This is a genomic window from Mesorhizobium sp. M1169 (genome assembly GCF_040318345.1).
In the GTDB taxonomy this organism is placed as follows: domain Bacteria; phylum Pseudomonadota; class Alphaproteobacteria; order Rhizobiales; family Rhizobiaceae; genus Mesorhizobium.
The window spans coordinates 157,101-180,613 of record NZ_JAMYME010000009.1 but is presented as its reverse complement, the minus strand read 5'-3'; the positions used below and the strand labels follow the sequence as shown (position 1 = coordinate 180,613).

At 63.5% G+C, this 23,513-nt stretch carries 26 protein-coding genes; 11 read left to right on the top strand and 15 right to left on the bottom strand.

Annotated features, from left to right (window positions below):
- Window positions 1–11: 11 nt before the first annotated feature.
- On the bottom strand, window positions 12–953 hold the full coding sequence (locus NKH41_RS12480; RefSeq protein WP_352770216.1) for a CHAD domain-containing protein: 942 nt from the start codon (window positions 951–953) through the stop codon (window positions 12–14).
- On the bottom strand, window positions 950–1,423 hold the full coding sequence (locus NKH41_RS12475; protein ID WP_352614767.1) for a CYTH domain-containing protein: 474 nt from the start codon (window positions 1,421–1,423) through the stop codon (window positions 950–952). The genes NKH41_RS12480 and NKH41_RS12475 overlap by 4 nt, the downstream gene beginning before the upstream one ends.
- 89 nt (window positions 1,424–1,512) lie before the next feature.
- Between NKH41_RS12475 and NKH41_RS12470 the strand changes: the two genes are divergently transcribed.
- From NKH41_RS12470 to NKH41_RS12455, 4 genes are read left to right on the top strand one after another with little or no spacing between them, the layout of a single operon-like run.
- Window positions 1,513–2,229, top strand: coding sequence for a CerR family C-terminal domain-containing protein (locus NKH41_RS12470; RefSeq protein WP_352473604.1), 717 nt, complete (start codon window positions 1,513–1,515; stop codon window positions 2,227–2,229).
- Window positions 2,226–3,179 (top strand): HlyD family secretion protein, encoded by a 954-nt coding sequence (locus NKH41_RS12465; RefSeq protein ID WP_352932709.1) that lies wholly within the window; start codon window positions 2,226–2,228, stop codon window positions 3,177–3,179. Before NKH41_RS12470 ends, NKH41_RS12465 begins: the two co-directional genes overlap by 4 nt.
- The gene (locus NKH41_RS12460; RefSeq protein WP_352684024.1) at window positions 3,176–4,096 is read left to right on the top strand and encodes an ABC transporter ATP-binding protein; all 921 of its coding nucleotides are present in this window, start codon (window positions 3,176–3,178) and stop codon (window positions 4,094–4,096) included. The genes NKH41_RS12465 and NKH41_RS12460 overlap by 4 nt, the downstream gene beginning before the upstream one ends.
- 8 nt (window positions 4,097–4,104) lie before the next feature.
- On the top strand, window positions 4,105–5,241 hold the full coding sequence (locus NKH41_RS12455; protein WP_352473617.1) for an ABC transporter permease: 1,137 nt from the start codon (window positions 4,105–4,107) through the stop codon (window positions 5,239–5,241).
- 36 nt (window positions 5,242–5,277) lie between these two features.
- Here the strand turns inward: NKH41_RS12455 and NKH41_RS12450 are convergent, their stop codons facing one another.
- From NKH41_RS12450 to NKH41_RS12440, 3 genes are all read right to left on the bottom strand, one after another.
- A complete protein-coding gene (locus NKH41_RS12450) occupies window positions 5,278–5,931 on the bottom strand; it encodes a glutathione S-transferase family protein (protein ID WP_352473598.1) in 654 nt (217 codons plus the stop codon).
- 92 nt (window positions 5,932–6,023) lie between these two features.
- A complete protein-coding gene (locus NKH41_RS12445) occupies window positions 6,024–7,001 on the bottom strand; it encodes a threonine/serine dehydratase family protein (RefSeq protein ID WP_352932706.1) in 978 nt (325 codons plus the stop codon).
- A gap of 195 nt (window positions 7,002–7,196) precedes the next feature.
- Window positions 7,197–7,514 carry a hypothetical protein gene (locus NKH41_RS12440; RefSeq protein WP_352451855.1) on the bottom strand — a complete coding sequence of 106 codons (318 nt, stop codon included), beginning with the start codon at window positions 7,512–7,514 and terminating at the stop codon, window positions 7,197–7,199.
- 178 nt (window positions 7,515–7,692) lie between these two features.
- Between NKH41_RS12440 and mbfA the strand changes: the two genes are divergently transcribed.
- Window positions 7,693–8,676, top strand: a complete 984-nt coding sequence (mbfA, locus tag NKH41_RS12435; RefSeq protein WP_352473594.1) for an iron exporter MbfA — start codon at window positions 7,693–7,695, stop codon at window positions 8,674–8,676.
- 6 nt (window positions 8,677–8,682) lie between these two features.
- Here the strand turns inward: mbfA and NKH41_RS12430 are convergent, their stop codons facing one another.
- The 3 genes from NKH41_RS12430 to NKH41_RS12420 all read right to left on the bottom strand — a co-directional run bounded on the left by NKH41_RS12430 (window position 8,683) and on the right by NKH41_RS12420 (window position 9,668).
- On the bottom strand, window positions 8,683–9,027 hold the full coding sequence (locus tag NKH41_RS12430) for an antibiotic biosynthesis monooxygenase family protein (protein WP_352770213.1): 345 nt from the start codon (window positions 9,025–9,027) through the stop codon (window positions 8,683–8,685).
- Window positions 9,024–9,356, bottom strand: coding sequence for an NIPSNAP family protein (locus NKH41_RS12425; RefSeq protein WP_352684016.1), 333 nt, complete (start codon window positions 9,354–9,356; stop codon window positions 9,024–9,026). The genes NKH41_RS12430 and NKH41_RS12425 overlap by 4 nt, the downstream gene beginning before the upstream one ends.
- A gap of 96 nt (window positions 9,357–9,452) precedes the next feature.
- A complete protein-coding gene (locus tag NKH41_RS12420) occupies window positions 9,453–9,668 on the bottom strand; it encodes a DUF1127 domain-containing protein (protein WP_352683672.1) in 216 nt (71 codons plus the stop codon).
- A gap of 68 nt (window positions 9,669–9,736) precedes the next feature.
- Between NKH41_RS12420 and NKH41_RS12415 the strand changes: the two genes are divergently transcribed.
- Window positions 9,737–10,411 (top strand): ArsR/SmtB family transcription factor, encoded by a 675-nt coding sequence (locus NKH41_RS12415; protein ID WP_352539797.1) that lies wholly within the window; start codon window positions 9,737–9,739, stop codon window positions 10,409–10,411.
- Between the two features lie 120 nt (window positions 10,412–10,531).
- Here NKH41_RS12415 and ligD read toward each other — a convergent pair whose 3' ends face one another.
- The 3 genes from ligD to NKH41_RS12400 form a co-directional block, all read right to left on the bottom strand.
- Entirely contained in the window at window positions 10,532–13,033 is a 2,502-nt protein-coding gene (gene ligD, locus NKH41_RS12410; RefSeq protein WP_352770210.1) for a DNA ligase D, read from the bottom strand.
- Window positions 13,034–13,042: 9 nt separating this feature from the next.
- Window positions 13,043–13,894, bottom strand: coding sequence for a non-homologous end joining protein Ku (gene ku / locus NKH41_RS12405; RefSeq protein ID WP_352539795.1), 852 nt, complete (start codon window positions 13,892–13,894; stop codon window positions 13,043–13,045).
- 118 nt (window positions 13,895–14,012) lie between these two features.
- On the bottom strand, window positions 14,013–14,519 hold the full coding sequence (locus tag NKH41_RS12400) for a YciE/YciF ferroxidase family protein (RefSeq protein ID WP_352770207.1): 507 nt from the start codon (window positions 14,517–14,519) through the stop codon (window positions 14,013–14,015).
- A gap of 406 nt (window positions 14,520–14,925) precedes the next feature.
- Between NKH41_RS12400 and NKH41_RS12395 the strand changes: the two genes are divergently transcribed.
- The 3 genes from NKH41_RS12395 (at window position 14,926) to NKH41_RS12385 (ending at window position 17,523) form a co-directional block, all read left to right on the top strand.
- Window positions 14,926–15,072 (top strand): hypothetical protein, encoded by a 147-nt coding sequence (locus NKH41_RS12395; protein WP_023718851.1) that lies wholly within the window; start codon window positions 14,926–14,928, stop codon window positions 15,070–15,072.
- A 257-nt stretch (window positions 15,073–15,329) separates the two neighbouring features.
- The gene (locus tag NKH41_RS12390; protein WP_352778836.1) at window positions 15,330–15,710 is read left to right on the top strand and encodes a thiol-disulfide oxidoreductase DCC family protein; all 381 of its coding nucleotides are present in this window, start codon (window positions 15,330–15,332) and stop codon (window positions 15,708–15,710) included.
- Window positions 15,711–15,771: 61 nt separating this feature from the next.
- Complete coding sequence (locus tag NKH41_RS12385; protein WP_352770205.1) at window positions 15,772–17,523, top strand: saccharopine dehydrogenase family protein; 1,752 nt, start codon at window positions 15,772–15,774, stop codon at window positions 17,521–17,523.
- Here the strand turns inward: NKH41_RS12385 and NKH41_RS12380 are convergent.
- The 3 genes from NKH41_RS12380 to NKH41_RS12370 all read right to left on the bottom strand — a co-directional run bounded on the left by NKH41_RS12380 (window position 17,412) and on the right by NKH41_RS12370 (window position 21,006).
- Window positions 17,412–17,795: a DUF1850 domain-containing protein gene (locus tag NKH41_RS12380; RefSeq protein ID WP_352451865.1), complete on the bottom strand. Its 384-nt coding sequence runs from the start codon at window positions 17,793–17,795 to the stop codon at window positions 17,412–17,414. The two genes, NKH41_RS12385 and NKH41_RS12380, sit on opposite strands and share 112 nt — an antisense overlap.
- Window positions 17,792–19,888: a TRAP transporter permease gene (locus NKH41_RS12375; RefSeq protein ID WP_352770203.1), complete on the bottom strand. Its 2,097-nt coding sequence runs from the start codon at window positions 19,886–19,888 to the stop codon at window positions 17,792–17,794. Before NKH41_RS12375 ends, NKH41_RS12380 begins: the two co-directional genes overlap by 4 nt.
- 158 nt (window positions 19,889–20,046) lie before the next feature.
- Complete coding sequence (locus tag NKH41_RS12370) at window positions 20,047–21,006, bottom strand: TAXI family TRAP transporter solute-binding subunit (protein WP_352539793.1); 960 nt, start codon at window positions 21,004–21,006, stop codon at window positions 20,047–20,049.
- A gap of 253 nt (window positions 21,007–21,259) precedes the next feature.
- Between NKH41_RS12370 and NKH41_RS12365 the strand changes: the two genes are divergently transcribed.
- Both NKH41_RS12365 and NKH41_RS12360 read left to right on the top strand, forming a co-directional pair.
- Window positions 21,260–21,613, top strand: coding sequence for a YciI family protein (locus NKH41_RS12365; protein ID WP_352614750.1), 354 nt, complete (start codon window positions 21,260–21,262; stop codon window positions 21,611–21,613).
- Window positions 21,613–22,869: an RNA polymerase sigma factor gene (locus tag NKH41_RS12360; RefSeq protein WP_352770200.1), complete on the top strand. Its 1,257-nt coding sequence runs from the start codon at window positions 21,613–21,615 to the stop codon at window positions 22,867–22,869. Before NKH41_RS12365 ends, NKH41_RS12360 begins: the two co-directional genes overlap by 1 nt.
- Before the next feature lie 15 nt (window positions 22,870–22,884).
- Here the strand turns inward: NKH41_RS12360 and NKH41_RS12355 are convergent, their stop codons facing one another.
- Window positions 22,885–23,508: a glutathione S-transferase family protein gene (locus tag NKH41_RS12355; protein WP_352539792.1), complete on the bottom strand. Its 624-nt coding sequence runs from the start codon at window positions 23,506–23,508 to the stop codon at window positions 22,885–22,887.
- Window positions 23,509–23,513: the final 5 nt, after the last annotated feature.

Genomic DNA, 23,513 nt, shown 5'->3' with positions numbered 1-23,513 from the left:
TTAGACCATGATCAGCCCACGCCAGGCGTGCCGGCGTCTTCGTGCGCAACTGTGAGATCTTCGCGCGCCTTACGGGCGAACTTCCTCGTCGAGCGCTTCGGGCTGTCGCCGAAAAGCTCGGCCGCCTCGGCGAGGCAGGTCTTTTTCAAGCTCTTTTCCGAACGCTTCAGCAGCTTGGCAAGCAACCGCGTCTCTTCAGCAGGACCGAGTGGCTGGTCCTCGGCATCGAGAAGCGCGCGCATGACGAACACATCGTGCAGCTCGCCGAGCCGCTCGCCCAATTCGTCGACGGCCCTGCGCCGCGTTTTGATCGGCGTCGGCCACAGCCGGCCGAGCAGCGACAGGTGCATGCCATGCGTCTTGGCCGCCTTGCGCAGGTCGTGAAAGTCATCGGCTTCGCCGCGCGAAGCCGCCTTGTCCAGCGCTTTCCTGGCACGGCGCAAAGTGGTGCGCGCGCCTTCGGCGAGCACGTCGGCAGCCTGCTCCGGCTTGTCGGGCAGAGCGAGCTTGTCGATCCGGGCGACACCTTCCTCGCAAGCGGAAATCGCCGCGCCTATCGCAGCATCGAGGCCTGCTCCGCCATGCAGTTCATGCTGGCGCGCGACGAGCCTGTCACGCACGGCACCGAGGCCATCGCCGGCACTTTGCTCGGGAAAGCTTGCCGCCAGCCGGTCGATTGTTTCGACCAGCGCGGTCGCCTCGCGCGGGCCGGCAAGCAGGGCCGCCACCTGGCGGTAGCACTGATTCTCCGTCACGCAGAATGTTTCGTCTCCGGAACGGACAAGGCGCAGCAAGGCGCGGACGTTCTTCAGCCGTTTGCGGCATTTGTGCAGCCCCGGTTCGGGCCTGTCACGCGCCGCGTTCAGATGGTCGATCACCTTGCCGATCTCCTCGGCGAGGATGCGCCTGACCTCTCCGGTCAGCGACATGCGCGGATCGATACGAAAGCTCATGCGACGATCTCCGGAATCCCCCCAAGGGCGAGCGACGCGTTGTAAAATCTCGGCTCGCCGGTGACTTCACGGCCGAGCCAATCTGGCAGCATTTCGTCCTGTATATCATCCGGCGTCTCGAGCTCGGCGATCACCAACCCCGCAAGCGTCCCGCCGAAGACATCGACTTCGTAGCGATAGCCGCGATGTTTAACATGGTGGCGTGTCTTCTCGATGACATGTCCGATGGCAAAAGCCTGCATCTCTTGCGCCTCCGCCAAAGGTACCGGATATTCGAATTCATCGCGCTCGCGTGCCTGGCTGCCGAACTTGAGCGTCAGCTTGGCGGCCGCATCGTTGCTGATGCGAACACGAACCGTACGGCTGGGTTCGGCGACAAGATAGAATTGACGGATATGAATGTCCGCCTCGACCATTGCCCGCCATTCCTCACCTGAGACCAGGAATTTACGCTCGATTTCCTTGCCCATGGCCAGGCACTAAAGCGCGCACGGCCAGAGTTGGCAAGCCGCTTGACCGCACTTGACTTTAATCATTCGATTGATTAAATTGTTGGCCCATGATCAAATCGCCCAGCGCCAGCGGCCTTCCTCATGAGGCGCCCAAGACCGCCGCCGATATGACGCGGGCGGCACTTGTCCGCGCGGCGTTGAAACTGTTCGGACGGCAAGGTTTCGACGGCACCTCGACGCGCCAGATCGCGGCGGAGGCCAAGGCCAATATCGGCTCGATCGCCTATCATTTCGGCGGCAAGGAAGGGCTCCGCAACGCGGCGGCCGACTACATCGTCGACACCATCCAGACCGTTGCCGGCCAGGCGATCGGCAATCTGCAGGCGCCGGTCGCGGCATTGGCCGACACCGAGGCCGCGCGGGCACATTTAGCCGTCGCACTGGAGCGGATGGTCGCCTTCATCGCGGCGAGGCCGGAAGCCGGCGAGATTGTACAGTTCGTCCTGCGCGAGCTGTCGCATCCTACCGCGGCGCTCGACCGTATCTATGACGGCGTGTTCGAACCGGCGCATAACCGGCTCTGCCTGATCTGGGAACAGGCGACGGGCGAGCCGGCCGAGAGCGAGCGCACAAAACTCACCGTGTTCACGCTGATTGGCCAGGTCGTCTATTTCCGCATCGGCCGCGAGGCGGTTATGCGCCGCATGGGCTGGCGCGAGATCGGCAATGACGAGGCCGGAAAGATCGCGGCGGTGGTGACGGATAATCTCAGCGCGATTTTGGCTCGCCGCGATTTGGCTGCCCGAAAGGATCGTGGATCATGAGCCTGCTCTGTTCTTTGCCGCTTGCCGCCCAGCTTTTCAGCGCCTGCGCGCCGGCAGCACCGCTCGCCGTCGGCTACGTCGAGGGCGACTACGTCCTGCTCGCGCCGATCGAGGTGGCGCAGGTCGAGACGATTGCGGTCAAGCGCGGCGACCGCGTCGCGCCCGGCACGCCGGTGGTGACGCTGGAAAACGCCGACGCCAAGATCGCCATCGCACAAGCCGAGGCGGCCCTTGCGCAGGCCCAGGCGCAACTTGCCGCCCTGCAGGTCGGCAAGCGGCCTGAAGAGATTGCGGTGCTCAAGGCGCAGCTCGACATGGCCAAGGCGCAAGCCGCCGACGCCAAACGCCGTTACATCCGCGCCAGCGATCTGTTCAAACGCGGCACCGGCACACAGGCCGACTACGACACGGCTTCCGCGACGCTGGAGACGGCCAACGCGCAGGTCGGCCAGGCGGAGGCCAATCTCGCCGTCGGCGGCCTGCCGGCACGGCCGGAGACGATCAAGGCCGCCGACAATCAGGTCAGGCAGGCGCAGTCGGCGCTGGAGCAAGCGCAATGGCGGCTGTCGAAGCGCGTGCTGACGGCGCCCTCGCCCGGCCGGGTCAACGATGTCATCCGCTATCCTGGCGACACGGCCGGGCCGACCGCGCCGGTCATCTCCATGCTGCCGGATGGCGCGGTGAAGCTCAGCGTCTATGTGCCGGAAAGCGCGTTCTCCTCGGTCGACGTCGGCACGCTGCTCAACGTCCGTTGCGACGGCTGCGGATCGGGCGTGAAGGCTCGCGTCAGCTACGTGTCGCCGGATCCGGAATTCACGCCGCCGGTGATCTACTCGCTCGAGACCCGGCAAAAGCTGGTCTATCTGGTCGAAGCGCGGCCGGAGGGCGACGCCAGCGCATTGCAGCCCGGGCAGATCGTCGACGTCGATCTGGCGGACATCGGAAAATGAACGTCATCGACGTGCACGGCCTGGTCAAACGCTTCGGCGACAAGACCGTCGTCGACCATGTGACTATGGCTGTGGCCGAGGGCGAGATCGTCGGCTTCCTCGGGCCGAACGGCTCGGGCAAGACGACGACCATCCGCATCATGTGCGGCTTGCTGACGCCGGATGAGGGCGAAGGCACCGTTCTGGGCTTCGACATCCGCACCGACAGCCTGCGGATCAAACGCGAAGTCGGCTACATGACGCAGAGATTCTCGTTCTACGAAGATCTCACGATCGGCGAGAATCTCGAATTCGTGGCACGGCTCTACCGGCTGACGCCGCTCGACGAGCACGTTGCTAAGACGCTTGAGGAGCTCGGCCTGACATCGCGCAGGAACCAGTTGGCCGGCACCCTGTCCGGCGGCTGGAAGCAGCGGCTGGCGCTGGCCGCCTGCATCATGCACAAGCCGAAACTGCTGCTGCTCGATGAACCGACGGCGGGCGTCGACCCGAAAGCGCGACGCGAATTCTGGGACGAGATCCACCGGCTGGCGAGCGGCGGCCTGACCGTGCTGGTCTCCACCCACTACATGGACGAAGCCGAGCGCTGCCACCGCATCAGCTACATCTCCTACGGCAAGATGCTGGCCACCGGCACGGTCGAGGACGTGGTGAGGAATGCCGGGCTGACCACCTTCGTCCTGCAAGGGCCACGGCTCGATCAGGTCGCTGCCGCACTTCATGGCCGCCCCGGCGTCGACCAGGTGGCGCCGTTCGGCGCGACGCTGCATGTCGTCGGCTCCGACAGGACGGCACTTCAGGCAGCGCTCGCCGATGTCGAGAAAGAGCACGAGGGCGTTACGGTGACGCCCGGCGAGACCAGCCTGGAAGATGTGTTCATCCAGTTCATGTCCGGTTCGAAGGACAACATGGGATGAAAAATGGGATAGACAGCATCTTTTCGTTCGCCAGGCTAGGCGCGCTGCTGATCAAGGAGTTCATCCAGATGCGGCGCGACCGCATCACCTTCGCCATGATGCTCGGCGTACCGCTGATGCAGCTGGTGCTGTTCGGCTATGCCATCAACAACGATCCGAAGAGCCTGCCGGCAGCGCTGGTGACGATGAGCAGCGATCCTTATACGCGGGCCATGGTTTCGGCGCTGCAGACCACCGGCTATTACCGCTTCGACCATGTTGCGCAAAGTGCCGCCGAAGCCGAATTCCTGATGGCGCGCGGCGACGTCGCCTTCGTCGTCACCATTCCCGCCGATTTTGCCCGACGGGTCGAGCGCGGCGACAGCCCGCAGATCCTGATCGAGGCGGATGCGACCGACCCGGCCGTCGCCAGCGGCGCCATCTCGACGCTCGGCACCGTCGCCAACCAGGCGCTGCTCAGGGCACGCGGCATGCAGGAGACGGCGGCCGAAGCTGCCCGGGGCCAGCTCCAGGTGGTGGTGCACCGGCGCTACAATCCGGAAGCCGTCTCACAATACAACATCGTGCCCGGCCTGCTCGGCGTCATCCTGCAGATGACGATGGTGATGATGACCTCGATCGCGCTGACGCGCGAGACCGAGCGCGGCACGATGGAGAACCTTCTGGCGATGCCGTCCAGCCCGCTCGAGATCATGCTGGGCAAGGTGCTGCCCTATCTGGCGGTCGGCGCCGTGCAGGTGCTGGTGGTGCTGGCAGCCTCGAAGCTTCTGTTTGCCATCCCCTTCACCGGGTCGATGTCGCTGCTGTTGACGGCGGTCCTTATCTTCGTCTTGGCGCTGGTGCTGCTCGGCTACACGATCTCGACGATCGCCCGCACGCAAATGCAGGCCCTGCAGCTCACTTTCTTCTTCTTCTTGCCGTCGATCATGCTGTCCGGCTTCATGTTTCCCTATCGCGGCATGCCGGACTGGGCGCAGATTTTCGGCGAGGTGCTGCCGCTGACGCATTTCCTGCGCATCATCCGCGCGGTGATGCTGAAGGGCGCCGAGCTGCCGGCGGTGGCAACGGAAATCGGCTGGCTGGTGGTGTTCGTGGCGCTGTTCGCCGGTATTGCGCTGGTGCGGTTCCGCCGGACGCTGGATTAGGGTCGAACTCGATCCGCTTGTGCAAATGATCGAGATTTACACGGACTTGGCCTGGCCCGGGACCGGTGTCAATTCAGGCGCATTGAGCCCTTCGAAGGGATCGCGCCAGGCGTCGATTTCTTCGAGTTCAAGATACCAGCGACTGACAGAGGGATAGTCATCGAGCGGCAATCGGGCGACATCGTTGAAGGGCAGAAACGTCGCCATTCGAAAGTCGGCATAGGAAACCGAAGCGCCGACCAGCCATTCTCGCTCAGAAAGCTCGGCATCAAGTATGGCAGCGGCCGTGCGGAAGTCGCTCAGGCCCTCCTCAACCCGCGCCTGATCGATCGGGCCGAGCCCATAGCGCTGTTTGGTCCCGCGTTCGAAATGCACGACATCGCAGGCTCTTGCGAAGTTCTCTTTCCCCCAACTCAGCCATCGGATCATCTCGGGCTCGTCGTCGCCAGCGCGCCAGAAATCCGAATGCATATCGCGCGAAAGCCGACAGGCTATGGCGTCGGCCTCCCATAGGCTTTTTCCCGAACCTATAAGGATGGGCAATGAAAGATTTGGATTGAGCGGCCGAAATCGCTCGGCCTGGCCCGGAGCGAAGGGAGAGGCGAATTCAAACTCGACCTTGGCGTTGAGATACCGTGCCACCGCGACCGCGAGGCGAGGATTGGGATTGCGGCTGAAGAACAGTTTCATTGATCTCAGTCTTTGAAGAGTACCGGTTCGGCTGGGCGCAACGGAGGCTCGAGCGCCTCGAACCGGCACATGACCTGGAATTGGTTGCTATCTTAGCTGGCAGCAATGATCTCGGCATAGGTGCTGAGATCGACATTGCCGCCGGAGAGCACCACGGCAATGCATTTCCCGGCAAGGTCGATCTCGCCTGACGACAGCGCGGCCAAGCCGACGCAACCGCCGGGTTCGACCACCAGCTTCAGACAAGCCATCGCATCGCGCATCGCCTGTGCCAGCGCCTTGTCGGAAACGGCGATGGCGCCCGCGAGATTCTTGCGGTTAATCTCGAAAGTGATGGCGCCCGGCTCGGCGACGAGAAGGGCATCGCAGATCGAGGTGTGGCCGGGCGCGTTCGACACCCTGGCGCCTTTGATCAGCGAGCGGCGTGTGTCGTCGAAATGCTCAGGTTCCACGGCCCAGACGGCGGTGCCCGGCGGGGCATCCTTGACCGCGATCGAAATGCCGCTGCTCAACCCGCCGCCGCCGCAGGGAACCACTACCGCATCGAGGCTGACGCCAAGCGCTCTTGCTTGGCGCATCAATTCGAGGCCGATCGTGCCCTGGCCGGCGATGATGGCCGGATCGTCGTAGGGCGGCACCAGGACCATGCCCTTTTCCACGTAAGAACGGACGACGGCAGTGCGATCGTCGCGGACCCGGTCGAAGGTGATCACTTCCGCGCCCATCTTCCTGACATTGCCGACTTTCATCGCCGGCGCATCGGCGGGCATGGCGATGACGGCCTTGACGCCGAACATCGCCGCTGCGGCGGCAACGCCTTGCGCGTGATTACCCGACGAGAAGGCGACGACGCCGCGGGCGCGTTCTTCCGCCGAGAGCGAGGAGAGCTTGTTGTATGCACCGCGGAACTTGAACGAGCCGGTGCGCTGCAACGTCTCCGGCTTGAACAGGATCCTGGCGCCGAAGCGATTGTTCAACTCCGGCGATTCGATCAGCGGCGTTTCGACGATCAGTCCGGACAATCGCGCTGCTGCACTGTGAATATCGGCGATGCCGGGAGGGGTGATCATGGCTGGGTCCTGCAAGAGATGAGACTGCCTATGTGCACGGAAAGGGAAGCCGCGCACCAATGAAAAAATGTGACCGTTACAATTCGACTTGGAAGCAGGAGTGGGCGTGACTGTCACCCACCTCTCCTCCGCCCTCCGCCATGCTTCGTCATTTCGACAAATCGCTGCCGATTTACCGGCATTGCCGGCCGCCCCTCACCCCAACAGCGTCTTTTGCCGTTTGGGGCCGCCGATCTTGCGCCAGGTGTTGAAGCGATGGGTGGCAGCGGCGAAGGAGATCTTCATCTGCTGAGCAACCGAATAGCGCGACTTTCCCTCGTCGAACAGGCGATAGCAGCACTCGACGCCCTCCTCGGTCAACTTGCCGTCGGGAGCCTTGTTATGCGGATTGGCGGGATCAAATTTTTCGACCTGCTGCTCGACCAACCCTTTCAGGCGCTGCAAGTCCGCCTCGATGTTAGCGATCAGGTCGAGAACCGGCTTGGGGTCAAACGGCTGCTGTTTTTCCAGCATCTGCGGTTCCTTTCTCTTGGTTCAGATTCGATTATATAGGTGCACGTTTGCCGATAGCAACGATGCCTCGTTCGGTTTCGAAGTCGATACTTTTGAGCAGACGAGTGGAGCGCACACGATTGACCGGCGACGCGCGAAGCCATAGTTTAGAACTATTCTAAACTAGGGTGAATTTCTCATGCTTTCCCGCGTTTTCGGCTTCGGCCGCCGTCCCTTCGAATCGCTCTCGGAACAGGAGATCCTAGCGCTCGCCATCTCCTCCGAGGAGGATGACGGGCGCATCTATCGCGCCTATGCCGACGGGCTGGCGGAGAGCTTTCCGCAATCGGCCAAGGTGTTCGAGGAGATGGCGGAGGAGGAGGACGGCCATCGCGATTCGCTGATCGAGCTTTACCGCAAGCGCTTCGGCGAGCGCATACCGCTGATCCGGCGCGAACATGTGAAGGGCTATTACGAGCGCAAGCCGGACTGGCTGGTGAGGCCGCTCGGCATCGACCATGTGCGCAGCCAGGCCGAGGCCATGGAGCGCCAGGCCTATCTGTTCTATATTGAGGCGGCCAAACGCACAGGCGATGCGTCGACGCGAAAGCTGCTCGACGACCTGGCGATCGCAGAACAGGGCCACGAGACACTGGCGCAGCGGCTGGAGCAAAAGCATGTGCCGGGCGCGGTCAAGGACGAAGAGGCGGCGGCCGAGCAGCGCCAGTTCATCCTGACCTATGTCCAACCGGGGCTGGCCGGGCTGATGGATGGCTCGGTGTCGACGCTGGCGCCGATCTTTGCCGCCGCCTTTGCCACGCATGATACGTTCCAGACCTTTCTGGTCGGGCTTGCCGCCTCGATCGGCGCTGGCATCTCGATGGGTTTCACCGAGGTGGCTTCCGACGACGGCAAATTATCTGGCCGCGGCTCGCCGGCAAAACGCGGGCTGACCGTCGGCGTCATGACGACGCTGGGCGGGCTCGGCCATGCGCTGCCCTATCTCATCCCGCTTTTTTGGACGGCTACCATTGTCGCCGCCGTGGTGGTTTTCTTCGAGCTGTGGGCGATCGCCTTCGTGCAGAACCGCTACATGCAGACCCCATTCTGGCGCGCCGCCTTCCAGGTGGTGCTAGGTGGCGCGCTGGTGTTTGCGGCAGGGGTGCTGATCGGGAATGCTTAACAGTCCTTAACCATTCATCGCCTGGCTGTCCTGAGGCGCCTCGGCGCGTTCGGTCAGGCCGTAATCGCGCACGACATGAGCGATGCGCAAACGATAGTCCGCAAAGATACCGCCGCGCCCGGCCTTCTGCGCCTGCCGATGTTCCTGCGTGTTGCGCCAGGCCTTCACCGCATCCTCGTCGCGCCAGAAGGACAGCGACAGGATGCGGTTCGGATCGGCAAGGCTCTGGAAGCGCTCGATCGACAGGAAACCGTCGATGCCGTCGAGCAGTGGGCGCAGATCGGCGGCGATGCCGAGATAGGCATCGCGCATGCCCGCCGCCGGCTCGACCTCGAAGATGACGGTGATCATGGTTTTACCAAAGGAGCATGTGGCCCGGAGGCGAGCTTGAGGAAGGTGCGGTCCTCCTTCAGGATGAATTTTTCCCGCCGGGCGAACTCGTAATTCGCCTTACCGGCGGGATCGGCGGCGAGCCGGGCGCGGTAGGCTTCGTAGGCCGCAAGACTGTCGATGTTGTAGGCGGCATAAGCCGTGGTGGCCGAGCCTTCGTGCGGCGCGAAATAGCCGATCAGATCGGCGCCGCAGCGCGGGATCGCCTGCCCCCAATTGCGTGCATATTCCTCGAACGCCGCCTTGCCGAACGGATCGATCTCGTAGCGGATGAAGCAGGTGATGGTCATTTTCGCCTCCTTGGCGGTGGATGTTTTCTTGCGGTCACAGTTCGAGCCGGATCGAAACGTTCCGAAGATCGATATGCTAGGCAAATCCTTCGCTGATCATGCCTGCCAGAACGATTTCGCGCATTCGCGGCGGACGTCTTCAGGTGTCAGGCCAAGGTCCCGCAGCAGATGATCGTCGATCTCGGCGAGGTCGAGACGCTGCAGATGACGGTCGTACCACCGCTTCAGGAGCCGCAGCCGCAAGCGGCGCAAGACAATGAACGGGAACGGCCGGCGAGCAGGCGCGGCGCCGAGAATGGTCCTTGCAGGCATCGTTGTCTCCTTGATTTGCATCGAGACTAATGCTTTTCTGACGAGGATGCTTCGATGAGGAACGAACCATGCGCGAAGGACCTGACATAGCCCGCATTGCCAGCCTGGTGGGCGATCCAGCGCGGGCAAACATGCTGTCCGCACTGATGGGCGGCACGGCACTGACGGCGAGTGAACTGGCACTCGAGGCCGGGGTGTCGCTTCCGACAGCGAGCTCCCATCTGTCGAAGCTGATGGAAGGCGGGCTGCTGACGCTGGCAAGCCAGGGACGGCATCGCTACTACGGCCTCGCCGGCCCGCAGGTAGCAGGCATGATCGAGGCGATCACAGGTGTTGCCGCTGCGGCCGGGCCGCAACGAGTGCGGCCTGGCCCACGCGACGCGGCCATGCGCGTGGCGCGGGTCTGCTACGACCACCTCGCCGGCGAGCAGGCGGTGGCGATGCTGGACCGTCTCGTCGCTCGACAAGTGCTCCTGCGAGATGATGAGGAGATTCAGCTTGGGCCGTCGGCCGCCTCGCATTTCGCCGCGATCGGCATCGATGTCGAGGGCAAGGCGCGGCGACCGGTGTGCCGGGCCTGCCTCGACTGGAGCGTGCGGCGTTCGCACCTCGCCGGCACGCTGGGCGCCGCCATTCTCGACAAGATCCTCGCCGAGAAATGGGCGCGGCGCGAGAAGGACAGCCGTGCGGTGATTTTCTCGCCGACAGGCAAGCAGGCGTTCGAGAAGACGTTTCTCGCCTGACGGCTCGCTTCGACGCACTAGAACGGCTCGTCGTTTCACGGAAACACCGAACCGCTCTATCTTTTTTGTTTTGACGCAATCCCAGACGGAAAACCGTTCCACACTTTTCCTGGAATTGCTCTAGCCGCGCTTGAGCGGCTTGGCCTGCTTGAAAAAATCCTCCCAGGGATCGGCTTGCCCAAGCCGCTTCAGCGTCGTCTTGTCGCCGATCGGAAAGGCGTTCGGCGGCAATCCGGCCTCGATTTCCGCCCAGGTCACCGGCATTGATACCGTGGCGCCTTTTTTGGCGCGCGACGAATAGGGCGCGACCGTGGTCGCGCCACGGCCATTGCGCAGATAATCGACGAATATCCTGCCGGTGCGCGCCTTCTTAGACAGCGTCGCCGTGTAGCGGTCGGGTGCGGCTTGCTCGAGCGCTCGGGCGAACTCATGGGCGAAGCCTTTGACCTCGTCCCAGTCCGCCGACGGCTTCAGCGGGACGAGGACATGATAGCCCTTGCCGCCCGAGGTCTTGACGAAATTAGGCAGGGACAGTTCGTCGAGCCGGCTGCGGATATCGAGCGCCGCGGCACGCACCGCCTTCACGTCGACACCCTCGTCGGGATCGAGATCGAAGATGATCTGGTCTGGTTTTTCCAGCTCTTCCGTGGTCGAGCCCCAGATGTGGATCTCGACGACGCCGAGTTGAACGAGGGCCACGACACCGTCGAAATCGCGGATGAACAATATCTCCTCGCCGTCGGTGGGGTCCTTCATCACGGCGATCTTGTCGTGCATGCCGGCCGAGGCATGCTTCTGGAAGAACCGTTGGCCGCCAACACCGTCCGGCGCCCGCACGAGGCTGAGCGGCCGGTTGATGACGAATTGCTTCATGCGCGGCCAGACCAGCGCGTAGTGATCGACCAGATCCTGCTTCGATACGTTCTCCTGCGGCCACAGAAGCTTGTCGGGGCGGGACAGCGTAACCGAGGTTTTCGCCGTGGCCGCGGGTTTGGCGGGCTTTGGCTTCGACTCTGCCGGAGCTGAGCGTGCTTTCGGTTTCTCCTGCACGACTTCCTCCGCCGGCTTGTCCTCGCGCAATCCCTGGAACGACGCGTGGCGTATTATACGGTCCGACGTCCAACTGCGAAACTCCACTTCGCCAACAAGTTCGGGCTTGACCCAGACCAGCCCCTTGCCCCTTGGCACCGCCCTGTCGAAGGGCGAGGTTGTCGTCTTCAGCGCATCAAGCCTCCTCTTCAGCTCGTTGGTGCTTTTGGCCGTGAAGCCGGTGCCGACGCGGCCGGCATAGCGCAGCTTGCCGCCCTCGTGATAGCCGACCAGCAGCGAGCGCAGGCCCCGCCCGGTCTTGTCCGACGGCATGTAGCCGCCGATGACGAATTCCTGGCGCGCCGTACATTTCGACTTCACCCAGGACGGGACACGGCCGCTGCGGTAGGGCGCATCGGCGCGCTTGGAGACGACGCCTTCGAGCCCCAGCCGGCAAGCATGCTCCAGCATGATCTTGCCGGGCTCGGCAAAGTGGTCGCTGAAGCGCACGGCCTGATCCTCGGCCTGTCCGGCGAGCAAAGTGCGCAGCCTTTCCTTGCGCTCGACCAGCGGCTCGGAACGGATATCCTCACCGTTGAGACGCAACAGGTCGAAAACGTAGTAGATGAAACGATCCGTACGGCCCGCCGACAGATCTTGCTGCAGCAGCGAGAATGACGACACGCCATTATCCGCCAGCACGACGATTTCGCCGTCGATGATAGCATCGGTGCATTTCAGGCCGCCAAGTGCCGCGACAATTGCGCCACCGAATTTGTCGGTCCAGTCGAGGCCGGCGCGTGTCAAAAGCCGCACCTCGGTGCCGGCAAGCTGCGCCTGCATGCGATAGCCGTCGAACTTCACCTCATGTAGCCAGTCCTTGCCGGGCGGGGCGTCCCGCTCCAGCGTTGCGAGCGCCGGTTCGATGAATTCCAGCCGCCTTGCCGCGACGGCCTTCGCTTTGCTGGCGGCCGGCCTGTCGGACTGCCAGACGCTTGGCTTCTTGCCGTCGGCGGTCTTGCCTTCGCCGACCTCTTCGATGGTCAGGCCGGATTTCACCGATTGCGGCGCCTCCTGCAAAATGTCCTCGCCCGGACGCGCGGCGGCATCGTCGGATTTGATCAGCAACCAGTTGTCACGCTTTTCGCCCGGACGCGGCTTCAGCCGCACCAGATGCCAGGCGCCATGCAATTTGTGGCCATACAGTTCGAAACTGATATGGCCTTTCTTCATCGCCCTTGCCGGGTCGCCATCGGGGACCCAAGTTCCCTCGTCCCAGACAATGACCGAGCCGCCGCCATATTGGTCCTTCGGGATAGTGCCTTCAAACGGCGCATAGTCGATCGGGTGGTCCTCGACGTGCACGGCGAGCCGCTTTTCGTGCGGGTCGAGGCTCGGGCCTCGCGTCACGGCCCAGCTCCACAGCACGCCACCATGCTCGAGACGAAGGTCGTAGTGGAGCCTGGTGGCGGCATGCTTGTGGATGACGAAGATGCCACCCGGCACGGCTTTCTTGCCGCGCGAAACCTTGCCGGCTGGTTCGGCCGTCTTCTTGAAATTGCGCTTGGCGTGATACTGCTCGAGGCTGGCCATGGGCGGATCCTAAGCAGATTTGCGCCGGGCGGCTTTGGACTTGGCGCCTTTTCCCGGGCGTCCGGTCTTTGCCGGCGCACCGGCTTCCGATGAAAGGCTCTTCTTCAGCGCATCGAAGAGGTTGACGACGTTGGAGGGCCGTGGTTCCGCCTTGGCCTTCGGTGCCTTCTTGCCGGCCTTCTTGGCGCGGACCAGCTCGATCAGGGCATTTTCGTATTTGTCCTCGAATTCGGAAGGATCGAACGCCGCCTGTTTCTCATCGACGATGTGTTCGGCCAGCCTGATCATCTCGGCGTCGGTCTTCACCGTCTTGATGTCGCCGAACACTATCTCGGGCCTGCGAACCGTATCGCCATAGCGCAAGGTCGTCAGCAGCAGACCCTTGCCCAACGGCTCGATGACCACCGGACGTTCGCGGCGATAGAGCACAATGCGGGCCAGCCCCGCCGTCTTCTTGGCGGCCATGGCGTCGCGGATGACGGCGAAGGCCTCTTCCGAGACCTCGTCCGCAGGCGTCACATAATAGGGCGCGTCGAGATAGATCTGCTGGATCGAGGATTTTTCGATGAAACCATCGAGGCTCATCGTGTGCGAGGATTCGATCTGCACGGCTTCGATCTCCTCCTCCTCGATTTGGACGAAGTCGCCGTCGCCGATTTCGTAGCCCTTGATCTCGTCGCCTTCATCGAGCGGCTTGCCGCTTGCCGAATCGACATAGACGCGCTTGACGGTATTGCCGGTCTTGCGGTTGAGCACGCGGAATGAGACTTTCTCCGCCTGGGTGACGACATTGGTCAGTTCGACGGCGCAAGTGACCAGCGAAAGCTTGAGATACCCTCTCCAGGCCGGGCGCGGCGCCATGACAAACTCCCTGCACGACAATGTTCAACCGAGAACGGGCAAAGTCCGTTCCGGTTCCGGCAGCGCAAAGGCAAGTCCGGGCTTTCAACCCAGCCTTGCCTTGTTCTCACTCACTGCGCTACTCGGCGGCTTGCAGGTTGACCTTGCTTTCCGCTATCTCGGTAAGCTTGCGGTCGGTTGCCTGCTCCTCCTTGAGGTTGTTGGCCAACACATTGGCGCAGTCGCTGCGGCCCAGTTGCTTGGCCCAGGCAATCAGGGTGCCGTAACGGGTCATCTCATAATGCTCGACCGCCTGGGCAGAGGCGATCAGCGCAGCGTCGAGGACCTCCTTGTCGGCGATGTCGCCGCTGACGTCGTCGGCTTCTTCGAGAATGCCGTCGATGGCTGGGCAGTCGACCTGCTTGGCCTTCACGCCGTGCAGTTCGAACACCTGCTCGACACGCTGGATATGACTCTTGGTCTGAGCGAGATGTTTCTCAAAGCCGGCTTTCAGCTGCGGATCACTCGCCTTGTCGATCATCTTCGGCAGCGATTTCTCGATCTGTTTTTCAGCGTAATAGATGTCGCGCAGCGTGTGCACGAAGAGGTCGTCGAGGGTTTTGATATCCTTCGAAAAGAAACCCATGGCCTTTGCCTTTCCATTGCTCTTGCGGTTTCGGATTTTTGGCTGCGGCCCACCCGAGCACCACAGCCTGTGGAGCCGGTTCGTCCCGGCACTGGGAAATCAACGTGCGGCTGACGGGCCGGTTCCTGGTTTTCCGGCCGCGTGCACGGAAATTTCGCGGTCCGGCAAAACCTGAAACAAAACCGCGCCTCTGCGACATTCAGGCGAAACATATGTGATGCAAAAGTCACAATGGACGAAATGCCGACGGAATGCATGGAAACACCGCGAATCAGCCGCATTCCAGCCATGAACAAAGGCATTTTCGACCAGAGATTAACATCGCGTTCACCGACTATTCACGCCTGGACGCTATGATCCCCGCAATTCGGAAGGGACATCCGAAACGGGACAGGGACCGAGTAAAATGAGCTTCTGGAATCAAATCGCCGGCTATGCCGCCGCCATCCGCGAATTCGTCGCTCCGACCTATCGGCCTGAGCGCTATTATATGCGCGGCCCAGGCCCCGCCTGCGCGCGCCGTGGCAACACGCTTGGGATCAGCGTGCACTAATGATGACCACGGAAAGCCGTCACGACAGCCGGATCTGCCGGCCCGACGCCGACAACCGGTCAACGACCTATCGCGCCGAGCGCCCTGCGCTGACCGACAGACGGCGTGCGACAACGCCAGGCCTCTAGCATTCCGGGCTTTGATCCAGCCGCCGGCAGGCCTAGTGTCGCCTGACACCAGCTGCCGGGCGTCACGTGATCGTCGAGCCGAACCATTCTCCTGAGCCGCCACAATTCGGTGCAAGTCGCCCGTTGATCGTGTTCGACGGCGTCTGCGTGTTGTGCTCGGGCTTTGTGCGCATGGTGGTGAAGCTCGACCGCAAGGGCCGCTTCCATTTCGTAACGGCTCAGTCGCCGTTCGGCGAGGTGCTGTTCAAGAAATACGGGCTGCGGACGGATAGCTACGAGACCAATCTCGTCATCATCGATGGCGCGGCTTTCACCCGCCTGGACAGTTTCGTTGCCGTCATGGCCGAACTCGGCTGGCCGTGGCGGGCGGCGCGGGTCCTGCTGCTGTTGCCGTGCCAGCTTCGCGACTGGCTCTACGACCGCATCGCAAAGAACCGCTACGCCCTGTTCGGCAAGAAAGACAATTGCGAAATCCCTTCCGCCGAGGTGAGGGCAAGATTGATCCGCTAGATTCGTTGCCGTGGCCGGGAGCGGGCGGGGCATTTTGGGGGAACTGTTGGGGGAACTGCGGATGAAGGTTCTTGTCGTCGGCGGCTATGGCACCTTTGGCGGTCGCACTGTCGAGCTTTTGGAGGGCGAGCCGCATCTGATCCTCTTTGTCGCCGGGCGCTCGCTCGCCAAGGCTGACGCGTATTGCAAGAAGCACGCCCCGACAGCAGCCCAGCTGGTGCCGGCACTGTTCGACCGTGACGGCGATCTCGCCGCGCAACTCGCTGCATTTGAGCCTGATATTGTAGTCGACGCGAGCGGTCCGTTCCAGGCCTATGGCGAGGGACGCTATCGCCTGATCGAGGCCTGCATCGCCCGGCGCATCAACTATCTCGATCTAGCCGACGGCTCGGATTTCGTCGCCGGTGTCTCTGCGTTCGACGAGGCGGCGCGAAACGCCGGCGTCTTCGTGCTGTCCGGCGTCTCGAGCTTTCCGGTGCTGACGGCGGCGGTGGTGCGTCGCCTGTCTTCGGACCTGACGCGGGTCGACGGCATTCGCGGCGGCATCGCGCCTTCGCCCTTTGCCGGCGTTGGCGGGAACGTCATCCGGGCTATCGCCGGTTATGCCGGTCGGCCGGTGCGGCTTGTTCGCAATGGCCGTCCCGAACAAGGCCGTCCGTTTACCGAGCAGCTGCGCTACACTATCGCGCCGCCGGGCCGGCTGCCGCTTCGAAACACGCTGTTTTCTCTGGTCGACGTTCCGGACCTGCGCGCCTTGGCCGCGCTTTGGCCGGAGGCGAGGACCATCTGGATGGGCGCCGGGCCGGTTCCCGAGACGCTGCACCGCGCCCTGATCGGCCTCGCCTGGCTGGTTCGCGCCGGATTGATCGGTTCACTTTCGCCACTGGCGCCGCTGATGCATCAGGCAACGAACCGGCTGCGCTGGGGCGAGCATCGCGGCGGCATGTTCGTCGAGGTGGAGGGATCGGACCGGGCGGGCGCCATCGTCAAGCGCTCGTGGCATCTTGTGGCCGAGGGCAATGATGGGCCGCTGATCCCGTCGATGGCGGTCGAAGCGCTGGTCCGCAAAGCGCTGGCCGGACATCAGCCCGCGCCGGGCGCACGGGCGGCGATGCGCGATTTGGAGCTCCGGGATTATGAAGCCCTGTTCGCAGGGCGGACAATCTACACCGGCTTCAGGAACGGGGCGGCGGACGAGGACAAGCCGCTTTATGCCGAGCTGCTCGGTGCCGCCTGGCAAGGCCTTCCCGGGGCAATTCGGTCAATGCATGACCGTACGATCACGGCCGCAGGCCGCGCGCGCGTCGAACGCGGGCGCAATGTTCTTGGCCGGCTAATGGCCTGGACGGTCGGCTTCCCCGGGGCAAGCGAGGACATCCCGGTTCATGTCCGCTTCGACACCGACAAGGACGGCGAGACCTGGACCCGGACATTCGGCAAGCACAGTTTTTCGAGCGTACAGTCCGCGGGCCGGGGTCGATCGCAGCGCCTGCTGTGCGAACGCTTCGGCCCGCTGACCTTCGCGATGGCGCTGGTTGCCGAAGACGGCCGGCTGGCGCTGGTCTTGCGCCGCTGGAGTTTTTTTGGCCTGCCGCTTCCGATGTGGCTCGGTCCACGCTCGACTTCCTACGAAACGGTGAAGGATGGCCGCTTCCGCTTCCATGTCGAGATCTCGCATCCGCTTGCCGGCATGATCGTCCGCTACCGCGGCTGGCTGGAGCCCTCCGGCCCGCACGGCTCCAGCGAGATCGTGCCGCCTGCCAGCTTGGCCAATTCGCGACAGTCCTGCGCCGTGCACAGCGTCCAGCCCTGACCCGTTGCGCCCGAGGCGGCGAGCGCGAGGCGCCGCTGTGGCCCGACCTTGGGCGCATAGACCCACCAGCCGTTTCTCAGCACCGAGCCTTGCGGCGGCTCCATCCCGGCGCCCGATCCCTTGATGCGGGCCTCGACGAGCTGCAGGCCGGACGGCAGCACCTTCCAGTCTTCCTGCCACTGGGTCTTCTCCACCGAATGCACCCAGGAGAGCGTGAAGGCAGCGACCGCGAGCGTTACCGTCTTGCCGGCCGCGACGATGCAGAGGCTCATGCTGAATTAGCCAGCGAAGCCTGCCGCGCGCGCCAGCAGTGCCAGCCGATCCAGACAAGGGACAGCGCCCAGCCCGCCTCGTCGGTGAGCGGCAGCGCCGCAACCAGCAGCACGCCGGCGGCGAAGGCGACGAGGCGTTCCCACCAGGCCATGCGCCGGGCGAGAAATCCGACGGCCGCGGCGCCCCACAGGACGATACCCATGCAGGCTTTGATGACGATATAGGCGACCTCGACGGGATAGCCGAACTGGGCGGCGATCGGGCCGGGGGCCTGCAGCATCAGCGCCGGGGTATAGACCGCCATGAACGGCACAACGAAGCCGGCAATGGCAAGCTTGGTGGCCTGGACGCCGATCTTGAGGCCGCTTTCCTTGGCCATGGGTGCGGCGGCGAAGGCGGCCAGCGCCACAGGCGGGGTAAGATCGGCCATGATGCCGAAATAGAAGACGAACATATGGCTGACCACCAACGGCACGCCGAGCGACAGCAGCGCTGGCCCGGCCAGCGACGAAGTGATGATGTAGTTGGGAATGGTCGGTATGCCCATGCCGAGCACCAGGCAGGTGAGCATGGTCAAAAGCAGCGACAGGAACAGATTGTTCTCGCCGATCGAGATGATCCAGCCGATGAAGGTCGAGGCGATGCCGGTAAGCGTCAACGTACCGATGACGATGCCGACAATGGCGCAGGCAATGCCGACCGGCAGCGCGTTCTTTGCTCCTTCGGCAAGCGAATCCACGCATATGCGCAGCGTCTCGCGCCCGCCCTTGAAGGTGAGGCAGGCGGCGACCAGCACGGCGATGACCAGGCTGAGGATGTTGACGCCGAATTTCATGAAGGAAGCCGCGGCAAGCCCGAGCGCCAACCAGAAGACGATGCGGAAGGCGAGCGGCCCGATCGATGCTGCCAGCGGCGTGCCGAGGATAAGCACAATGGTCAACGCCAGGCCCATGGTGCCGGCGAACACCGGTGTGTAGCCGGCAAACAGCAGGTAGATCAGTGCTGCGAGAGGCAGTACCAGCGGCCAATGTTGTCTCACCGCATCCCACGGGTTGGGCAGGTCGGCCTTGGCCATGCCGTGCAGGCCGGCCTTGCCGGCTTCCAGGTGCACCTGCCAGAAACAGGCGCCGAAATAGAGCAGCGCCGGAATGATCGCCGCCTTGACCACAGCGGCATAGGGGATGTTCAGGGTCTCGGCCATGATAAAGGCAACCGCTCCCATCACCGGCGGCATGATCTGACCGCCCATCGACGAGGTCGCCTCGACGGCGCCGGCGAAAGCCGAGCGGAAACCGAAGCGCTTCATCAGCGGGATGGTGAACTGGCCGCTGGCCACCACATTGGCGACGCCGGAGCCGGAAATGGTGCCCATCAGCGCCGAGGACAGCACGCAGACTTGCGCCGGGCCGCCGCGCCATGAGCCGACCAGGCCAAGCGCAAAATCGTTGAACAGCGCGATCATGCCGGCGCGCTCAAGAAAGGCGGCGAAAACGACGAAGATGAAGATGTAGGCGGCCGAGACATAGATCGGCGTGCCGTAGATGCCTTCGGTACCGTAGGCGAAGGTGTCGACGAGCTGGGCGAAATCATAGCCGCGATGGATGAACGGCGGTGGCAGATGATTGCCGGCGAATGCGTAGGCGAGAAAGATGAAGGCAATGACGGCAAGCGGCAGCCCCATCAACCGCCGCGCCGCCTCGAAGACCAGCACGACCAGCACCGCGCCGACGATCAGGTCAGGCGTGGTGAGAAAGCCGGAGCGGCGGATGAGGTCGGCATAGAACACCCAATTGTACAGACCGGTGGCGAAACCAAGCAGGCCGAGCGTCCAGAACACTGCTTTCGCCGGGACGCTTTTGGCGCGCAGATTGGCGATTAGGGCAAAGCCGAGCAGCAGCAGGAAGCCGACATGCATGGCGCGTATGACCTGGCTCGGTAGGCTGCCGTAGGCGGCGATGTAGATTTGGAAGATGGAGAAGGCGATGGCGATAAAAAAAGCCGCCTTGCCAGCGATGCCTTCGCCGAAGCCAGGCGGCAATCCTTCGACAGGAGCTTCCGCTGTGGGGGAAAGAACGGTCGGGGTTGCGGTCATTAGCGGGGTTCCTGGCGGGGCGCTCCCCTCCCCGAGGGAGGTGCGAGCGAAGCTAGGCGGGTGGGGTCGGTGCGGCAGTGTACGGCCTCAACCGACCCTACCGGTCCATTCGCCTTCGGCAGCTGTTCACCTTTTCCTCAAGGGGGAGGGATGGCTCCTTACTTCACCAATCCCTTTTCCTTGTAATACCTCTCGGCGCCTGGATGCAGCGGCACTGGCATGCCGTCGAGCGCCTTGGCCGGGTCGATCGCCTTGGCGGCGGCGTGGGCAGCGGTGAGCTGGTCGAGATGCTCGAACAGCAGTTTTGTCATCTGGTAGGCGGTCTCGTCGGAGACATCGGCGCTGGTGATCAGGAAATTGCCGACGGCGGCGGTCGCAACATCCTCGGTCTGGCCCTCGTAGGTGCCCTTGGGGATGACCACGGAAAGATAGGGCGAGCCGATCTTGGCGACGTCCTCCGCCGGCACGGCAACGATGTTTACCGGCAATGAGGTGGCGAGGTCACGGATCGACGCGACCCCAAGGCCAGCCGACTGAAGCGTGGCGTCGAGCTGTCGGTTCTTGATCAGCTCCACCGATTCGGCGAAGGGCAGATATTCGATCCGCCCGAGGTCTTCGTATTTCAGCCCGGCAGCGGCAAATATCGTGCGGGCGTTGAGCTCGGTGCCTGAGGCCGGCGCGCCGACCGAAAGGCTCTTGCCCTTGAGATCGGCGAGCGTCTTGATGCCGGATTCCTTGCTGGCGACGATCTGGATGTAGTTGGGATAGATGGCGGCAATGCCGCGCAGCTTGTCGAGCTTGCCTGGGAAGCCTGCTTCAGTATTGCCTTCGGCGGCCAGCTTGACGGAATCGCCGAGCGCAAAGGCGATCTCGCCCTTGCCCTGCTGAAGCAGGTTGAGGTTTTCGACCGACGCTTTCGTCGCCTGCACCTGAGTACGCGCGCCTTCGATGCCCTTGCCGTAGATTTCCGACAGCGCGACGCCGAGCGGATAGTAGACGCCGGACGTGCCGCCGGTCAGCACGTTGATGAATTCCTGTGCCTTGACCGATACCGCGCCAAGGCCAAGCGACAGCGCCAGCACGCCGGCTGCAACAAATTTCGTCCTGAAATTGAGCATGCGATTTCCTCCCTGAAAATTCGCCGCCGTGCCCTCCTCGGCGGCACGAAGCGAGTTTAGACAGCGGGCGGGAAATGCCAACCCGCAATAGCAGCGATTAGACGAACGGCTAAGCAGTGCCGCAACACGTTGGCGCTTGCGCGAGGTCGCATCGCGGCAGAAAGATTTTTCCAGCGCTTGTCGAAATCCGGCAGGGCCGCGCGACATAAGTCCGGCTCGCAACGATGCGGCCTTCGAGAAACGGGAGAAGACCATGCGATACATGCTTTTGATCTATGGAAACGAAGCGGGGATGGCAGCCGCGCCACCGGATGCGGTGACACAGATGTCGAGCGCGTACGTCGCCTACACCGAAGCGCTGAAGAAATCCGGCGCCTGGCTCGCCGGCGACCGGCTGAAGCCGACGCAATCCGCTACCTCGGTGCGGATGGCCAATGGCAAGACCAACGTGCTCGACGGCCCCTATGCCGACACCAAGGAGCAGCTTGCCGGCTTCTATATGATCGAAGCGGAGGACGTCGACGCCGCCATCGCCTGGGCGGCGCGCTGCCCGGGCGCCAGCACCGGCACGGTAGAGGTGCGGCCGATCTGGGAACTCACCATGTGATGCCGGAATTGCCCGATACTGCGCGGGCGGCGGCGGAAGCGGCCGCCCGGCAAAGCTACGGCAAGCTGGTCGCTTATCTCGCCGCACGCACGCGCGACGTGGCCGCTGCCGAGGACGCATTGGCCGATGCCTTTGCAGCGGCGCTCGAGCGTTGGCCACAGGCGGGCGTGCCCGACAAGCCGGAAGCCTGGCTGCTGGCGGTGGCACGCAAGCGCCGCGTCGACGCGATCAGACGGCGGCTGACACGCGAGGCGGGCCGCGACCACCTCAGACTGATCGCCGAGGAGATGGAGGCGCGCATGGCCGAGGAAGACCTGCCGGACGAGCGGCTCAGGCTCATGTTTGCCTGCGCCCATCCCGCGATTGAGGCCGGCGTGCGAGCACCGCTGATCCTGCAGACGGTCCTGGGCTTCGACGCAGCGACCATCGCCTCGGCTTTTCTTGTCTCGCCAGCCACGATGAGCCAGCGCCTGGTGCGCGCCAAGACGCGAATTCGCGAGACAGGCATTCCGTTCCGCGTGCCGGAGCGGGCCGAGCTCGGCGAGCGGCTGGGCACCGTTCTGGAAGCGATCTACGCGGCGTTTGCCGAAGGTTGGTCCGACCCGGCCGGCACCGAAACGCGGCGCCGCAATCTCGCGACCGAAGGCATCTGGCTCGGCCGTTTGATCGCCTCGCTGATGCCGGATGAGCCGGAAGCACTCGGCCTGCTGGCGCTGATGCTGTTCGCCGAGGCGCGGCGTGCAGCCCGGCGCAATGCGGCGGGTGACTATGTGCCGCTGGCCGAGCAGGATCTTGCATTGTGGGACGATACCCTGATCGATGAAGCGGAGGCGCTGCTCGGGCGCGCGGCCGCCGAGGGTGTTGTCGGCCGCTACCAGCTCGAGGCCGCCGTGCAATCCGCCCATACGACACGGCGGCTGACCGGTTGTACCGACTGGGTCGCGATCAAGGAGCTCTACGACGCGCTGTCGGTGATTGCCGGCTCGCCGGTGGTGTCGATCAACCGTGCGGTGGCGATTGCCGAGGCCGAAGGTGCTTCAGAAGGATTGGGCGCGCTTGATCAACTCAGCGGCGACAAGCGGCTGTATGACTATCAACCTTACTGGGCCGCCCGCGCGGGCCTGCTGGCCAGACTCGGCAAAGTTCCACAAGCGAGCGAGGCCTATGACCGGGCTATCGGCCTCGAACGAGATCCGGCCGTCCGCCGGTTCCTGCAGGAACGACGGGCAGGGCTCGGCCGCGCGGAAAGACACTGAGACAAGGCGGAGTGCTTAGGCCGGCCACATGTCGTGGGAAGCATTCAGCCTCTTCATCACCCGATGTTCCCGCAAATTGGCCCACAGGCGTTCGATGTTCGGCCAAGCGGTTGGAACCTTCGCGACCTCCGGATGCCAGGCCACCAGCATGACGAGATAGATGTCGGCCAGCGAGAGTTGGTCGCCGGCCAGCCAGTCGCGGCCGTCGAGGGCGGCATCGAGAATGGCGAGGCTGCGATCCATTTCCGAGACCGCCGCCTGTTTGACAGCGTCCACGCCCCGGGGATCGGTCGTGTAGCGATGAGCGTAGAAGAACCGCAGGTCAGCCGAATAGATGACGGAGGACATGAAAAACATCCAGCGCAGGAAGTCGGCGCGGTCAGCCGAACTTGCTGCGGGCGCCAGTCCTGCTTCGGGGTGGCGCTCGGCCAGCAGGATGCAGATCGCCGCCGATTCGGTCATCGAGCGTCCGTCCGGCAAGATCAGGACCGGCACCTGGTTCAAGGGGCTGATATCAAGAAAGGCCTGGTCGGGTCGGCCCTTCGGAACGTCGATCTGGTCGAAAGGCACGCCCGCCAAAGCGAGCGCCGCCTCGACGACAAAGCCGCCGGTATTGGCACGCGTATAGAGCTTGTACATAAAGT

Excerpts from the sequence above, each read along its gene's own strand:
- NKH41_RS12480 (WP_352770216.1), bottom strand. The coding sequence starts at position 953 with ATGAGCTTTCGTATCGATCCGCGCATGTCGCTGACCGGAGAGGTCAGG.
- NKH41_RS12475 (WP_352614767.1), bottom strand. The coding sequence starts at position 1,423 with ATGGGCAAGGAAATCGAGCGTAAATTCCTGGTCTCAGGTGAGGAATGG.
- NKH41_RS12470 (WP_352473604.1), top strand. The coding sequence starts at position 1,513 with ATGATCAAATCGCCCAGCGCCAGCGGCCTTCCTCATGAGGCGCCCAAG.
- NKH41_RS12465 (WP_352932709.1), top strand. The coding sequence starts at position 2,226 with ATGAGCCTGCTCTGTTCTTTGCCGCTTGCCGCCCAGCTTTTCAGCGCC.
- NKH41_RS12460 (WP_352684024.1), top strand. The coding sequence starts at position 3,176 with ATGAACGTCATCGACGTGCACGGCCTGGTCAAACGCTTCGGCGACAAG.
- NKH41_RS12450 (WP_352473598.1), bottom strand. The coding sequence starts at position 5,931 with ATGAAACTGTTCTTCAGCCGCAATCCCAATCCTCGCCTCGCGGTCGCG.
- NKH41_RS12445 (WP_352932706.1), bottom strand. The coding sequence starts at position 7,001 with ATGATCACCCCTCCCGGCATCGCCGATATTCACAGTGCAGCAGCGCGA.
- NKH41_RS12440 (WP_352451855.1), bottom strand. The coding sequence starts at position 7,514 with ATGCTGGAAAAACAGCAGCCGTTTGACCCCAAGCCGGTTCTCGACCTG.
- mbfA (WP_352473594.1), top strand. The coding sequence starts at position 7,693 with ATGCTTTCCCGCGTTTTCGGCTTCGGCCGCCGTCCCTTCGAATCGCTC.
- NKH41_RS12430 (WP_352770213.1), bottom strand. The coding sequence starts at position 9,027 with ATGATCACCGTCATCTTCGAGGTCGAGCCGGCGGCGGGCATGCGCGAT.
- NKH41_RS12425 (WP_352684016.1), bottom strand. The coding sequence starts at position 9,356 with ATGACCATCACCTGCTTCATCCGCTACGAGATCGATCCGTTCGGCAAG.
- NKH41_RS12420 (WP_352683672.1), bottom strand. The coding sequence starts at position 9,668 with ATGCCTGCAAGGACCATTCTCGGCGCCGCGCCTGCTCGCCGGCCGTTC.
- NKH41_RS12415 (WP_352539797.1), top strand. The coding sequence starts at position 9,737 with ATGCGCGAAGGACCTGACATAGCCCGCATTGCCAGCCTGGTGGGCGAT.
- ligD (WP_352770210.1), bottom strand. The coding sequence starts at position 13,033 with ATGGCCAGCCTCGAGCAGTATCACGCCAAGCGCAATTTCAAGAAGACG.
- ku (WP_352539795.1), bottom strand. The coding sequence starts at position 13,894 with ATGGCGCCGCGCCCGGCCTGGAGAGGGTATCTCAAGCTTTCGCTGGTC.
- NKH41_RS12400 (WP_352770207.1), bottom strand. The coding sequence starts at position 14,519 with ATGGGTTTCTTTTCGAAGGATATCAAAACCCTCGACGACCTCTTCGTG.
- NKH41_RS12395 (WP_023718851.1), top strand. The coding sequence starts at position 14,926 with ATGAGCTTCTGGAATCAAATCGCCGGCTATGCCGCCGCCATCCGCGAA.
- NKH41_RS12385 (WP_352770205.1), top strand. The coding sequence starts at position 15,772 with ATGAAGGTTCTTGTCGTCGGCGGCTATGGCACCTTTGGCGGTCGCACT.
- NKH41_RS12380 (WP_352451865.1), bottom strand. The coding sequence starts at position 17,795 with ATGAGCCTCTGCATCGTCGCGGCCGGCAAGACGGTAACGCTCGCGGTC.
- NKH41_RS12375 (WP_352770203.1), bottom strand. The coding sequence starts at position 19,888 with ATGACCGCAACCCCGACCGTTCTTTCCCCCACAGCGGAAGCTCCTGTC.
- NKH41_RS12370 (WP_352539793.1), bottom strand. The coding sequence starts at position 21,006 with ATGCTCAATTTCAGGACGAAATTTGTTGCAGCCGGCGTGCTGGCGCTG.
- NKH41_RS12365 (WP_352614750.1), top strand. The coding sequence starts at position 21,260 with ATGCGATACATGCTTTTGATCTATGGAAACGAAGCGGGGATGGCAGCC.
- NKH41_RS12360 (WP_352770200.1), top strand. The coding sequence starts at position 21,613 with ATGCCGGAATTGCCCGATACTGCGCGGGCGGCGGCGGAAGCGGCCGCC.
- NKH41_RS12355 (WP_352539792.1), bottom strand. The coding sequence starts at position 23,508 with ATGTACAAGCTCTATACGCGTGCCAATACCGGCGGCTTTGTCGTCGAG.